A 12,726-nucleotide genomic window follows, 5' to 3' on the forward strand; every position below is an offset into this window, starting at 1 on the left:
TTGGCCGAATTCCTTCTTCCCAAAGCCAGCCGGATCAAGGGCCGCGGCAAGGAGCATCCGGCGCCGACCGGGGCGAAGCGGACCAAGCGCTTCAAGATCTACCGCTACGACCCCGACAGCGGCCAGAACCCGCGCTACGACAGCTACACCATCGATCTCGACAAGTGCGGACCGATGGTCCTCGACGCGCTGATCAAGATCAAGAACGAGGTCGACCCGACGCTGACCTTCCGCCGCTCGTGCCGCGAGGGGATTTGCGGGTCGTGCTCGATGAACCTCGACGGCCGCAACACGCTCGCCTGCACGGCTGCAATCGAGGATTACAAGGGCGAGGTGCGGATCACGCCCTTGCCGCACCTCGACGTGGTCAAGGACCTCGTCCCCGACCTCACCCACCAATATGCCCAGCTTGCTTCGATTGAGCCGTGGCTCAAGGCCAAGACGCCCGACCCGTCGGGCAAGGAGCGGCTGCAATCGCCCGAGGACCGCGCCAAGCTCGACGGCCTGTACGAATGCATCCTGTGCTTCTGCTGCACGACCAGCTGCCCGAGCTATTGGTGGAACGGCGACCGCTTCCTCGGGCCGGCGATCCTGCTCCAGGCCTATCGCTGGCTGGCCGACAGCCGCGACGAATATACCGGCGAGCGGCTCGACCAGCTGGAGGACCCGTTCCGCCTCTACCGCTGCCACACGATCATGAACTGCGCCAACGTCTGCCCCAAGGGGCTGAACCCGGCCAAGGCGATCGCCGAGACCAAGAAGCTGGTGGCGGAACGCGCGGCATAGGGGCGCATTGCCTTTCGACCGCCGGTCTTTAGGCTGGCGGTGCGGGGGTGGGGTATGCGTTTTCAATTGCTTCGGCCGGTCAACGGCTGGGCGGGGTTCTTGACCGAACTGACCATCGTCGTCGTCGGCATCCTCATCGCGCTGGCCGCCCAGCAAGCGGTCGACATGTGGCGCTGGAAAAACGATGTGCGCGAATTCCGCGCCGCGGTCGACAACGAGCTTGGCTACAACCTCGCGGCCTACATTGGTCGGCGCGCCCAAACTGCGTGCATCGACCGCCGCCTCGACCAGCTCGACCGTTGGCACAAGGAACTCCAGGCGGGCGGGCGATTGCGGCTGACCAGCCGGATCGGGCGGCCGACCACCACCCAGCTGCGGATCAGCGTGTGGGAGTCACGAACGCCGGATGTGACGGCCCACCTCGGACTCGACAACCGGCTCGCCTACGCCGCGATGTACGATCTGTTCGTGCTTTATCGAAGGATCGGTGACTTTGAGCGCGATACATGGGGCGAGTTGCTCGATTTCGAAGGCGCCGACAGCCTCGATCGCCGGGACATGCTCCGCCTGCGCGGACTGATCGAGCGCGGCCGCCTGTATTCGCGGCTGACGGAAGGAAATTGGCGGACGCTCGCACGCCGCGCGAAGCAGCAAAAGATCCGCCCGTGGAGTGACGGGAACCTCAATCCAAATGAGACCTTCTGCGACCCGCTGACCTGGACTAAGGTCTAAGCCGGCGGCTTGCGCGCGGGCGGTCGGTCCAATAGCCAGCGCCCGATGAGCGAGACCCGCCTTCCGACCGGCGCCGAGCCCGACCCCGAGCATGACGGCTGGTATAGTTGGGGCGAGTTTCCGCGGGGGTCGTTCGCGAGCCGGACCGGGCGGCTGCTGTTCCGGCCCGACGGCGAGGGGCGGGCGGTGTGCCGGATGTTCCCCGACGAGACCCACCTCAACATGGGCGGGTCGATCCACGGGGGGGCGGTGATGAGCTTCATCGATATGAGCCTGTTCGCCGGCGGGCGCTGCGCCGGGATGGCCGAGGGCCATTATGTGACGCTCGACTGCGCCACCCGCTTTCTCGCGCGCGGGCGGATCGGGGTGCCGCTCGATGCGCATGTGCGGCTGGTGCGGCAGACTGCGGGCGGGCTGGTGTTCCTCGCCGGCGAATGCCTGCAGGAGGGCGAGGCCTGCTACGACTTCACCGGGACCCTGAAGCGGATCCGGCCGCCGGCCGACGATGACCGGCCGCGTCGTTGAGGCTTATGCCGCGCTGGTCGATGCGGGCGAGCTCAAGCCCGACCCCGACCAGGCCGCGGCGGTGGCGGCGCTCGACCGCTTTGTTGCCGCCGGAGAGCGGCGATCGGGTTTCCTTGCGAGATTGCTCGGCAAGGAGCGGACCGGCGGCGGGATGTACCTTTGGGGCGGGGTCGGGCGGGGCAAGTCGATGCTGTTGGATCTGTTCTACAGCGCCCACCCCTCTGAGCGGAAACGGCGGGTCCATTTCCACGCCTTCATGATCGAGGTTCACGAGCGGCTGCGCGCCGCGCGCCAGAGCGAGGAGGGCGACCCGGTGATCCGCGTCGCGGAGGACATCGCCGACGAAATCGACGCCTTGTTCTTCGACGAGATGATGGTCACCAACCCGGCCGACGCGATGATCATGAGCCGGCTGTTCACCGCGCTGCTCGACGGCGGCGTGGGCGTCGTCACCACCAGCAACCGGCCGCCCGCGGACCTTTACAAGGACGGCCTCAACCGCGCGCTGTTCGTGCCGTTCATCCGGCTGATCGAAGCGCGGCTGGCGGTGGTCGGCCTCAACGGCCCGACCGACTACCGGCTCGACCGGCTGCAGGGGCTCGACACCTGGCTGGTGCCCAACGGGCCGGAGGCGACGGCGCGGCTGAGCGAGGCGTTCTTCCGGATGACCGACTATCCGGTCGAGGACCGCGCCAACGTGCCGAGCGAGGAGTTGGAGGTCGGCGGCGGCCGGACCTTGCACGTTCCAAAAAGCCTCAAGGGCGTCGCGGTGTTCAGCTTCAAGCGGCTGTGCGGCGCCGCGCGCGGAGCGGCGGACTATCTGGCGATCGCTCGGCGCTTCCACACCGTGATCCTGGTTGGGGTGCCGGTGATGACCCGCGAGATGCGCAACGAGGCGGCGCGCTTCGTGACTCTGATCGACCAATTGTACGAGCATAAGGTCAAGCTGCTCGCCGCCGCCGACGCCGAGCCCGCGAGCCTGTATCCGGCGGGCGACGGCAGTTTCGAGTTCCAGCGCACGGTCAGCCGGCTCGAGGAAATGCAGAGCGCCGATTACCTTGCCGAGGGGCATGGGGCGCCCTAATTCTTGCTCTAGTCTAACCACGACGATAGACGAAGGTCGAGCAAAGAGGGGTGCACGATGCTTGATCGCCTAGAGGCGCTATACCTGAATCTCTTGCGCGGATTCATTCTACTATTAGCTACGTGCGCGCTGGTTGCTGCGCTCTTCCTAGGAATGTCGGCTATTCCCTCTTTGATCGAGAGATTGGGAACTCCTAAAGCCGACACAAGCGGCCTGACTCTCGCAAAATTCGTTAGCGAGCAAAAGATGGTCAGCGCCGATCTAGGTGGGGAGAAAGTGGACATAGCTGATGTTCTGATTGCGCCAGAAGTGGCGGACGCAGCGGCCGCGATCCATGAATATTTAGGAAAGCGCGCTACTGTTAGCCGGAAGGAGCTTGCAACAATATTGCAGAAGAGCGGAGAGCAGATACCGCTGTCCAATCGCAATGAATATTACGCGAGCACGGCAAATCTTGCGACAGAGTTGAAGGCATCAAAGGGGAAGCCCCTGTCTGAAACTAGAGTGTTCGACATGCTCGCATGGCACGAGCAAAGATTTACCAGTGACTGGCAAGCCAAGGTTCTTGAGAAAGCGGATGCCGACGCAGCCTTCCGATACAGAACGTGGGCGGCATTGGTGGCCTTTATGACTTTCATACTGGTGGCGTTTGTTTTCCTTTTTGTGCGGATGGAACGCAACACCCGCCTCGTCCACGTCAAACGGGCTGTCGAAGATGCGTAAATTCGCGCTCGCGGCGTTAGTGACGGTCAGCGCTTGTGCCGAAGAGCGGTCTCCGGAACGCGGGGTGGATACGACGCTCCCCGATCTGCCCTCAAGCATCACGGGTACAGTCAGCTACCCGAGCGACGTCCCGCCTGAAGATATCGAGGTATGTGCGGAAACGTCAAAAGACCGACGGCAAGTGTTATGCGTCCCAGCCGACGCCGGTTCGAAGTTCAGCTTACCTTTGGCGCCTGGGAATTATCTCGTGTTCGCACGTTCCAAGCAGAACAAGATTAGAGCTTACTACACTCCTGCCGTGTCCTGTGGACTGAGCCTATACTGTGAGGATCATGAGCCAATTGTAGTTAAGGTGACGGAAGGACAAGTCACATCGGGTATCGACCCCGGAGACTGGTTCAATTTGTTTAAGTCTCCTGAAGAACCAAACCCGGCCAACGAGAGCCTCGAGCCCGCCGAGAGATACGACGAAGGTGAATTCACCGAAATGCCGGTCGAAGTCGATCCGGAGGAAAATTTTGTGGAGTAAGAGCTCCCTTTATCCTGGCGACTGACAATGTCCTTCCTCTTGTAGCAATAAACAGTGCCCCCTAGCGTCGGCCCCGGGGGGTAAGGCGTCATGGCGGTTGGCAGGTTTCGGCCGCGCGAGGGGTGGCGGGTGTTTGCCGGCGAGGTCGGGGTGATCGTGCTCGGCGTACTGATCGCGCTGGTCGCGCAGCAGGCCGCCGAGAACTGGCAGTGGAGCCAGACGGTCGAGCGTACCAAGGCCGACCTCAACGCCCAGATTTCCCTCGCGGTGGCCAGCAGCGCGGAGCGGACGGCGGTCGACGCGTGCCTGTCGCAGCGATTGTCGGAGCTGGCCGGCAAGGTTGCGGCGAGCCGGGGCGATTGGACCGGCGATCCCTACATCCTGCCAGGCGAGCGCAGCGTGAAGGAAGCTGTGCGCTATGCGGTCCCGCGCGTCTATCGCACCCCGCAGCGATTCTATTCGGACGATGCGTGGCAACAATCGAAGGCTGGCGGCGTACTGACGCGAATGGATCCGGCGGAGATGGTGCAATATGCCGAGGTGTTCGCCCATATCGCGATGTTGCAGTCGTTGAAGGCGCCCGAGCAGGAGCTCCAGGCCGAACTCTCCTTCCTGGCGTTCGACGGCCCGCTGAATTCCACTGAGCGCGCCCGCGCGCTGTCGACGATTGCGCGGCTGGACGTGATCAACCGCGACACGCTGAACACGGCGAACCAGCTGGTGAAGAGCGCCCAAGCGGTCGGCTCGTCGCTGACGCCCGTTGCCGAGAAACTGCTGTTCAACAATCTCGACATCCAGCGCCGCCTGCGCGGGCGGTGCGTCGACCGCGCCGCAACGCTGAGGCTGATCGCGCCGCTGCAAGGGGGTGGCCGATGAAGCGACTGATTTCAGGTCCGCGCGAGGGGTGGGCCAAGCTGGCGGGCGAGGTCGGGGTGATCGTGCTTGGCGTGCTGATCGCGCTGGCGGCGCAGCAGGCGGTCGAAGAGTGGCGCTGGAGCAAGGAGGTCGAGCGGACCAAGGCCGATCTCGATGCCGAGATCCTTGCCAACGTCGCGCTCGGAGCCGAGCGCGTCGCACTCAATCCTTGCCTTAGTGCGCGCCTTGACGAACTCGCCACGACGCTCGCCAAGAGCGATGGCCAGTGGACGGCGAATCCGTATCGGCTGGGCACGGGCCGAGCGGCGCAAACGGCAGAGCGGACGATGCCGCTGGTTTATCGCGCGCCGCTGCGGTCGTTCCTGAGCGATTCCTGGGAGCAGGCCAAATCCACCGGGTTGCTGCTCCACATGGACCCCGACGAAGTGGCGGCCTATTCGGAAATCTACTCCGCCATCACCGATCTGGCCGCGACCAACAAAGAGGAGTGGAAGGTCATTCCCGAGCTGGCGGTGCTGGCGTTCGACGGGCCGCTCGATCCGGCGATGCGCGAGCGGGCACTGGCGCGGGTCGCGGCGCTCGACAGCTATAATGCGCTGATGGTGCTGATCGCGAGGCAGCAGGCCGAGGCCGCAAAGAGCCTCGAAGGTCGGCTACCGATCGAGGTGATCGAGGGTAGCCGGGAGAATTTCGCCAGCCAGATCGGAATGCGCGGGTCCTGCGTCGATCCGAAGGCGGCGGTGGGCTTGCTCCGGCCGCTGATGCGGCGGCGCGACTGAGCAAGCAAAAGGGCCGCCCCAACAGGGACGGCCCTCCTGTTTGTCGCGCAGACTGGTCCGCTTAGTGGATCAGGGCGCGGATGATGCTCTCGACCAGGCGGGTGCGCGGGTCGACGCTGTAGAGGTAGCCGTCGCGGTAATAGTAACGGTTGTACGGATCGAGATTGTACTGGGTGCGCCAGTCCTGCGGCACCTGATTGTACTGCCACAGGCCGTAATTGCCGTTCCAGCGATCGCCGATATTGTAGGTCTGCTTGGCGATGCCTGGCGGCAGGCAACCATTGTTTTTCTTGAGGAGGCCCGGCGGGCAGTTGCGGTTGCCCCAATAGTTGGCGCCGAGGTGGGCTTCGTAGATCGCGCGCCGGGTCTGGGCCGACAGCTCGCGCGGATGATTGATCTTGCCCTTGTGGCTGACCTGGCCGTGCTTGGCCTTGGCGCCATGGCCCTTGTGCTTGCCGGGCTCGGCGGCGGCCGGAGCGGCGACGGCCAGCGCAGCTGCGCCCGCGGCGAGGAGAAGCTTGTACATACGGTTCCTTTCGTGGAATTCGATCGATCCTAGCGCCAACGCATGAACTAGCGCTGATGCTCCCGTTCATCACCGCCCCCAGCACTATCCCGGGCTTGAGGGCGGTTGCGAGGGCGGGCGGCGCGGTCTAGAGCCGCGGGCGATTTCCCAACCTTCGCCGGAGTGACTGACCCCCTTATGGCTCGCAAGAAGATTGCCCTCATCGGCGCCGGAATGATCGGCGGAACCTTAGCCCACCTCGCGGCCAAGAAAGAGCTCGGCGACATCGTCCTGTTCGACATCGCCGAGGGCGTGCCGCAGGGCAAGGCGCTGGACCTCTCGCAATGCGGGCCGGTCGAGGGTTTCGATGCGCGGATCACCGGCACCAACGACTATGCCGACATCGCCGGCGCCGACGTGGTGATCGTCACTGCCGGCGTGCCGCGCAAGCCGGGCATGAGCCGCGACGACCTGCTCGGCATCAACCTCAACGTGATGAAGGCGGTCGGCGCGGGCATCAAGGCCAATGCGCCGGACGCGTTCGTGATCTGCATCACCAATCCATTGGACGCGATGGTGTGGGCGCTGCGGGAATATTCGGGGCTGCCGCACAGCCAAGTGGTGGGCATGGCCGGCGTGCTGGATTCGGCGCGGTTCGCGACCTTCCTGGCGGAGGAGTTCGAGGTCAGCGTGCGCGACGTCAACGCGTTCGTGCTCGGTGGGCATGGCGACACGATGGTGCCGGTGACCAGCTATACGACGGTGAGCGGCATTCCGGTCGACGATCTGGTCAAGATGGGCCGCTCGTCGAAGGAGGCGATCGACGCGATCGTCAAGCGCACGCGCGGCGGCGGCGGCGAGATCGTCGCGCTGCTCAAGACCGGAAGCGCCTATTACGCGCCGGCGACCAGCGCGATCGCGATGGCCGAGGCCTTTCTGCGCGACCAGAAGCGGATTTTGCCGTGCGCGGTCTATGTCGAGGGCAAGTACGGGCTCGACGGGCTTTACGTGGGCGTGCCGACGGTGATCGGCGCGGGCGGCGCGGAGGAAGTCATCGAGATTGCGCTCGACGACGAAGCCAAGGGCAATTTCCAGATCAGCGTCGATGCGGTGAAAGAGCTGCTGGTGGCGTGCAAGGCGATCGATCCGGGTCTCGGCGCATGAGCATTCTCGTCGACAGGAACACCAAGGTCATCACCCAGGGGATGACCGGCGAGACCGGCACGTTCCATACCGAGCAGGCGCTGGCCTACGGCACGCAGATGGTCGGGGGCGTGACCCCGGGCAAGGGCGGCACGAGCCATATCGGGCTGCCGGTGTTCGACACCGTGCGCGAGGCGGTCGAGACGACCGGCGCGGATGCGAGCGTGATCTACGTGCCGCCGCCGTTCGCCGCGGATTCGATCCTCGAGGCGGTCGATGCCGAGGTGCCGCTGATCGTCTGCATTACCGAGGGCATTCCGGTGCTCGACATGGTGCGGGTGAAGCGCGCGATGGTCGGCTCGAAGTCGCGGCTGATCGGGCCCAATTGCCCGGGCGTGCTGACCCCGGACGAGTGCAAGATCGGGATCATGCCCGGCAATATCTTCCGCAAGGGCAGCGTCGGCGTCGTGTCGCGCTCGGGCACGCTGACCTATGAGGCGGTGTTCCAGACCACCAACGAGGGGCTCGGCCAGACCACCGCGGTCGGGATCGGCGGCGACCCGGTCAAGGGCACCGAATTCATCGACATGCTCGAGATGTTCCTCGCCGATGACGAGACCAAGAGCATCATCATGATCGGCGAGATCGGCGGCAGCGCCGAGGAGGACGCCGCGCAATTCCTCGCCGACGAAGCGCGGCGCGGGCGAAAGAAGCCGACCGTCGGATTCATCGCCGGGCGCACCGCTCCGCCGGGGCGGCGGATGGGCCATGCCGGGGCGATCGTCTCGGGTGGCAAGGGCGACGCGGCAAGCAAGATCGCGGCGATGGAGGCTGCCGGCATCCGCGTGTCGCCGAGCCCGTCGGAGTTGGGCACCACGCTGTCGGAGCTGCTGAAGGGCTGAGCACGCACATGGACTCGATAGCCATCGATCACGAGCAGGGGCCGAGCTGGGCGCGGGCCAATTGGCCGGTGGTGGCGCTCGACGAGGTGAACGCCGGGCTCGACCCGACCGAGGCGGTGATCGCGGTCGCGACCAAGGCGGCCAAGGCAGCGACGGGGACCGGCAACGAAGCCGACATTCGGCGGGCGGCCGAGGACAGCATCCGCGCGATGATGCTGGTGCGCACCTACCGCGTGCGCGGGCATCTCGCGGCCAAGCTCGATCCGCTCGGGCTCCACCGCAGCGAGATCCCGGCCGACCTGACGCCGGCCTATCACGGCTTCACCGACGCCGATCTCGACCGGCCGGTGTGGCTCGGCGGGACGCTCGGCTTCGAGACCGCCAGCGTGCGCCAGATCGTCGCCGTCCTGCAGGCCAATTACTGCGGCCACGTCGGGCTGGAATATATGCACATCAACGACCTCGAGGAGCGCAAATTCCTCCAGGACCGGATGGAGGGCAAGGACGCCGCGATCAGCTTCACGCCCGAGGGCAAGAAGTCGATCCTGGAAAAGGTCATCCACGGCGAGCAGTGGGAGAAGTTTCTCGCCAAGAAATATGTCGGGACCAAGCGGTTCGGGCTCGACGGCGGCGAAAGCGCGATCCCGGCGCTGGAAGCGGTGATCAAATATGGCGGCCAGATGGGCGTCGACGAGATCACGCTCGGCATGGCGCACCGCGGGCGGCTGAACGTGCTCGCCAACGTGATGGGCAAGCCGTACCGCGCGATCTTCCATGAATTCGCCGGGGGCGCCGCCAATCCGGTCGACGTCGGCGGCTCGGGCGACGTGAAGTATCACCTCGGCACGTCGAGCGACCGCGAGTTCGACGGCATCCAGGTGCACCTCAGCCTGGTGCCCAACCCGTCGCATCTCGAAGCGGTCAACCCGGTGGTGCTCGGCAAGAGCCGCGCGTCGATGACCATCAAGGGCGACAAGGAAGGCGACAGCGTCCTGCCGATGCTGATCCACGGCGACGCCGCGTTCGCAGGGCAAGGCATCGTGTGGGAATGTCTGGGGTTCTCGGGCCTGCCGGGATACGGCACCGGCGGCTGCGTCCATTTCGTCATCAACAACCAGGTCGGATTCACGACAAGCCCGCAATTCGCGCGCTCCTCGCCCTATCCGAGCGACGTCGCCAAGGGCATCCAGGCGCCGATCCTGCACGTCAACGGCGACGACCCGGAAGCGGTCACGTTCTGCTGCAAGCTGGCGATCGAGTTCCGTCAGGAGTTCAACCGCGACATCGTCATCGACATGTGGTGCTATCGCCGGTTCGGCCACAACGAGGGCGACGAGCCGAGCTTCACCCAGCCGTTGATGTACGCCGAGATCCGCAAGAAGCCCCCGGTCAGCGCGATCTACGGCGCCAAGCTGATCGCCGAGGGCGTGGTCGACCAGGCCTGGATCGACGCGCGGACCGCCGACTTCACCGCCTTGCTCGAACAGGAGTTCGAGGCGGGGGCTTCTTACCTTCCGAATAAGGCTGACTGGTTCGAGGGGCGCTGGGCGGGGCTCGGACGGCCGGGCGAGCCGGTCGATGCACGGCGCAACGTCAACACCGCCATCCCCGATGCGCTGTACGACAAGCTGGCCGGGCTGCTGACGACCGTCCCCGAGGGCCTCGCGATCCACAAGACGCTCGGCCGGGTGATCGAAGGGCGCAAGGCCGCGCTTGGCGGAGGCGCCGGGATCGACTGGGCGACGGCCGAAGCGCTGGCGTTCGGGAGCCTGGTCGAGGACGGCTATGGCGTGCGCCTGTCGGGGCAGGACAGCGGCCGCGGCACCTTCTCGCAGCGCCACGCGGTGTGGGTCGACCAGTCGACCGGCGAGAAATACATCCCGCTGCGGCAGATCAACGACGGTGCGGCGACCCCGCGCTTCGAGGTGCGCGACAGTCCCTTGAGCGAATTCGGCGTCCTCGGCTTCGAATATGGCTATGCCATCGCCGACCCGAAGACGCTGGTGCTGTGGGAGGCGCAGTTCGGCGATTTCGCCAACGGCGCGCAGACGATCATCGACCAGTTCATCGCCGCCGGCGAGGCCAAGTGGCTGCGCGCCTGCGGGCTGGTGCTGCTGCTTCCGCACGGCTTCGAGGGGCAGGGGCCCGAGCATAGCTCGGCGCGGCTGGAGCGCTTCCTGCAACTGTGTGCCGAGGATAATATCCAGGTCGCCAATTGCACCACCCCGGCGAACTATTTCCACATCTTGCGCCGCCAGCTGCACCGCAATTTCAGGAAGCCGCTGGTGATTATGACGCCCAAGTCGCTGCTGCGCCACAAATTGGCGGTGTCGGCGCGTGGCGACTTCACCGGCGAGGGGCATTTCAAGCGGTTGTTGAGCGATCTCAAGCCGCCGGCCGACGGCGCGACCGAGCGGCTGGTGCTGTGCTCGGGCAAGATCGGCTACGAACTGATGGAGGCGCGCGATGCGGCGGGCGACGGGGCGACCGAGATCGTCCGCGTCGAGCAGCTCTATCCGTTCCCGTCCGAGCCGCTGGTCAAGCGGCTCAAGGCGATGCCGAAGCTCAATGAGCTGGTGTGGTGCCAGGAGGAACCGCGGAACAACGGCGCTTGGTCCTTCGTCGAGCCCTATCTCGAGGAGTGCCTCAAGGAGGCCGGCTTCGCATCGCTTCGGCCGCGCTATGCCGGGCGCAAGGCGAGCGCGTCGCCGGCGACCGGGCTTGCCAAGCGCCACGTCGCCGAGCAAGCGGCGCTGGTGGCGAGCGCGCTCGGCACCGGCGAGGCCACGCCGGCGGCGGCCGAGGCGGCGGTCGAGACGGTTCAGAAGGCCGGCAAGGCGGGGAGTTAGGAATTCAAATGGCGACCGATGTCAAAGTGCCGACGCTGGGCGAATCGATCACCGAAGCGACGGTCGGCCAGTGGCTGAAGAAGCCGGGCGATGCGGTCGCGGCCGACGAGCCGATCGCTGCGCTCGAGACCGACAAGGTCAGCGTCGAGGTCAATGCACCGGTGGCGGGTACGCTGGCCGAGCAGCTGGTCTCCGAAGGAGCCACGGTCGAGGTTGGCGCGGTGATTGCGCGGATCGGCGAAGGGGGCGCGGTGGCGGCGTCCAGTGCGGCCGCAAGCGCTCCGGCACAGGAAAAAGTTCAGCCCGAGGCACCCGCCGCGCCCAAGGCCGACGAGCCGGTGTCCTCCACTCCCCAGCACGACAGCGCGCTGACGCTTTCGCCGGCGGTTCGCCGAGCGGTGCTCGAGCATCATCTCGATCCCTCCGCGATCAGGGGGACCGGCAAGGACGGTCGGATCACCAAGGACGATGTGATTGCCGCGGCCGGGGCGAAGAGTGCTCCGGCGCAGGCCGGAACGGTGGAAGCGAAAGCGCCATCCGACGCTCAGGACGCCAAGGCTCCGGCCTTCGCGGGAGCGCAGGGTGGTGCGCAGCGCAGCGAGGAACGGGTCAAGATGACCCGGCTTCGCCAGACCATCGCCACCCGGCTCAAGGACGCCCAGGAGACGGCGGCGCTCTTAACGACGTTCAACGACGTCGACATGAGCGAGGTGATCGCCGCGCGCGCCCGCTACAAGGATCTGTTCGAGAAGAAGCACGGCATCCGGCTCGGCTTCATGAGCTTTTTCGTGAAGGCCGCGGCGCTCGCCGCGCGCGACGTGCCGTCGGTAAATGCGCGGATCGAGGGCGACGAAATCGTCTATTCGAACTTCCTCGACGTGTCGGTCGCGGTCTCGGCGCCCAAGGGGCTGGTGGTGCCGGTGATCCGCAATGCCAATGCGATGAGCTTCGCCGAGATCGAGGCTGCGATCGCCGGTTTCGGCAAGAAGGCCAAGGACGGCACGCTGACGATGGACGAGATGAAGGGGGGCACCTTCACCATCTCCAACGGCGGGGTGTTCGGAAGCCTGCTCTCCACCCCGATCGTCAACCCGCCGCAGTCGGCGGTGCTCGGGCTGCACCGGATCGAGGAGCGGCCGGTGGTGAGGGACGGCGCGATCGTGGCGCGGCCGATGATGTACCTCGCTTTGACCTACGACCACCGCCTGGTCGACGGCCGCGAGGCGGTCACCTTTCTGGTGCGGATCAAGGAAGCGATCGAGGACCCGACGCGGCTGCTGATCGATCTGTAAA

The 12,726-nt window shown here is 65.7% G+C and carries 13 protein-coding genes; 12 read left to right on the plus strand and 1 reads right to left on the minus strand.

What is annotated here, in order from left to right:
* From D0Z60_RS01385 to D0Z60_RS01415, 8 genes are all read left to right on the plus strand, one after another.
* On the plus strand, window positions 1-786 hold the full coding sequence (locus D0Z60_RS01385) for a succinate dehydrogenase iron-sulfur subunit (protein ID WP_118856354.1): 786 nt from the start codon (window positions 1-3) through the stop codon (window positions 784-786).
* Window positions 787-840: 54 nt separating this feature from the next.
* Window positions 841-1,518, plus strand: a complete 678-nt coding sequence (locus D0Z60_RS01390; RefSeq protein WP_118856356.1) for a hypothetical protein — start codon at window positions 841-843, stop codon at window positions 1,516-1,518.
* A gap of 45 nt (window positions 1,519-1,563) precedes the next feature.
* Complete coding sequence (locus tag D0Z60_RS01395; RefSeq protein ID WP_118856358.1) at window positions 1,564-2,043, plus strand: PaaI family thioesterase; 480 nt, start codon at window positions 1,564-1,566, stop codon at window positions 2,041-2,043.
* Window positions 2,024-3,127 (plus strand): cell division protein ZapE, encoded by a 1,104-nt coding sequence (gene zapE / locus D0Z60_RS01400; RefSeq protein WP_118856360.1) that lies wholly within the window; start codon window positions 2,024-2,026, stop codon window positions 3,125-3,127. Before D0Z60_RS01395 ends, zapE begins: the two co-directional genes overlap by 20 nt.
* Window positions 3,128-3,184: 57 nt before the next feature.
* On the plus strand, window positions 3,185-3,850 hold the full coding sequence (locus D0Z60_RS01405) for a hypothetical protein (RefSeq protein ID WP_118856362.1): 666 nt from the start codon (window positions 3,185-3,187) through the stop codon (window positions 3,848-3,850).
* Window positions 3,843-4,379, plus strand: a complete 537-nt coding sequence (locus tag D0Z60_RS11570) for a hypothetical protein (protein WP_162888026.1) — start codon at window positions 3,843-3,845, stop codon at window positions 4,377-4,379. Before D0Z60_RS01405 ends, D0Z60_RS11570 begins: the two co-directional genes overlap by 8 nt.
* Before the next feature lie 90 nt (window positions 4,380-4,469).
* Window positions 4,470-5,255 (plus strand): hypothetical protein, encoded by a 786-nt coding sequence (locus D0Z60_RS01410; RefSeq protein ID WP_162888027.1) that lies wholly within the window; start codon window positions 4,470-4,472, stop codon window positions 5,253-5,255.
* Entirely contained in the window at window positions 5,252-6,034 is a 783-nt protein-coding gene (locus D0Z60_RS01415) for a hypothetical protein (RefSeq protein WP_118856366.1), read from the plus strand. The genes D0Z60_RS01410 and D0Z60_RS01415 overlap by 4 nt, the downstream gene beginning before the upstream one ends.
* Before the next feature lie 61 nt (window positions 6,035-6,095).
* On the opposite strand, the gene D0Z60_RS01420 is transcribed toward D0Z60_RS01415, so the two are convergent.
* Window positions 6,096-6,560: a hypothetical protein gene (locus tag D0Z60_RS01420; protein ID WP_118856368.1), complete on the minus strand. Its 465-nt coding sequence runs from the start codon at window positions 6,558-6,560 to the stop codon at window positions 6,096-6,098.
* Between the two features lie 177 nt (window positions 6,561-6,737).
* Between D0Z60_RS01420 and mdh the strand changes: the two genes are divergently transcribed.
* Genes mdh through odhB form a run of 4 tightly spaced genes read left to right on the plus strand, consistent with a single transcriptional unit; the run spans window position 6,738 to window position 12,725 of the window.
* Window positions 6,738-7,703, plus strand: a complete 966-nt coding sequence (gene mdh, locus D0Z60_RS01425) for a malate dehydrogenase (RefSeq protein ID WP_118856370.1) — start codon at window positions 6,738-6,740, stop codon at window positions 7,701-7,703.
* Complete coding sequence (gene sucD, locus D0Z60_RS01430) at window positions 7,700-8,584, plus strand: succinate--CoA ligase subunit alpha (RefSeq protein ID WP_118856372.1); 885 nt, start codon at window positions 7,700-7,702, stop codon at window positions 8,582-8,584. The genes mdh and sucD overlap by 4 nt, the downstream gene beginning before the upstream one ends.
* An 8-nt stretch (window positions 8,585-8,592) precedes the next feature.
* Window positions 8,593-11,433, plus strand: coding sequence for a 2-oxoglutarate dehydrogenase E1 component (locus tag D0Z60_RS01435; protein ID WP_118856374.1), 2,841 nt, complete (start codon window positions 8,593-8,595; stop codon window positions 11,431-11,433).
* Between the two features lie 8 nt (window positions 11,434-11,441).
* Window positions 11,442-12,725, plus strand: a complete 1,284-nt coding sequence (odhB, locus tag D0Z60_RS01440) for a 2-oxoglutarate dehydrogenase complex dihydrolipoyllysine-residue succinyltransferase (protein WP_118856376.1) — start codon at window positions 11,442-11,444, stop codon at window positions 12,723-12,725.
* The last annotated feature ends 1 nt before the right edge of the window (window position 12,726 follow it).

This window comes from Sphingomonas mesophila, assembly GCF_003499275.1.
Taxonomy (GTDB): Bacteria; Pseudomonadota; Alphaproteobacteria; order Sphingomonadales; family Sphingomonadaceae; genus Sphingomicrobium; species Sphingomicrobium mesophilum.

What these genes read in the sequence shown, in the direction of transcription:
- D0Z60_RS01390 (WP_118856356.1), top strand. Translation starts at nt 841, where the DNA reads ATGCGTTTTCAATTGCTTCGGCCGGTCAACGGCTGGGCGGGGTTCTTG.
- D0Z60_RS01395 (WP_118856358.1), top strand. Translation starts at nt 1,564, where the DNA reads ATGAGCGAGACCCGCCTTCCGACCGGCGCCGAGCCCGACCCCGAGCAT.
- zapE (WP_118856360.1), top strand. Translation starts at nt 2,024, where the DNA reads ATGACCGGCCGCGTCGTTGAGGCTTATGCCGCGCTGGTCGATGCGGGC.
- D0Z60_RS01405 (WP_118856362.1), top strand. Translation starts at nt 3,185, where the DNA reads ATGCTTGATCGCCTAGAGGCGCTATACCTGAATCTCTTGCGCGGATTC.
- D0Z60_RS11570 (WP_162888026.1), top strand. Translation starts at nt 3,843, where the DNA reads ATGCGTAAATTCGCGCTCGCGGCGTTAGTGACGGTCAGCGCTTGTGCC.
- D0Z60_RS01410 (WP_162888027.1), top strand. Translation starts at nt 4,470, where the DNA reads ATGGCGGTTGGCAGGTTTCGGCCGCGCGAGGGGTGGCGGGTGTTTGCC.
- D0Z60_RS01415 (WP_118856366.1), top strand. Translation starts at nt 5,252, where the DNA reads ATGAAGCGACTGATTTCAGGTCCGCGCGAGGGGTGGGCCAAGCTGGCG.
- D0Z60_RS01420 (WP_118856368.1), bottom strand. Translation starts at nt 6,560, where the DNA reads ATGTACAAGCTTCTCCTCGCCGCGGGCGCAGCTGCGCTGGCCGTCGCC.
- mdh (WP_118856370.1), top strand. Translation starts at nt 6,738, where the DNA reads ATGGCTCGCAAGAAGATTGCCCTCATCGGCGCCGGAATGATCGGCGGA.
- sucD (WP_118856372.1), top strand. Translation starts at nt 7,700, where the DNA reads ATGAGCATTCTCGTCGACAGGAACACCAAGGTCATCACCCAGGGGATG.
- D0Z60_RS01435 (WP_118856374.1), top strand. Translation starts at nt 8,593, where the DNA reads ATGGACTCGATAGCCATCGATCACGAGCAGGGGCCGAGCTGGGCGCGG.
- odhB (WP_118856376.1), top strand. Translation starts at nt 11,442, where the DNA reads ATGGCGACCGATGTCAAAGTGCCGACGCTGGGCGAATCGATCACCGAA.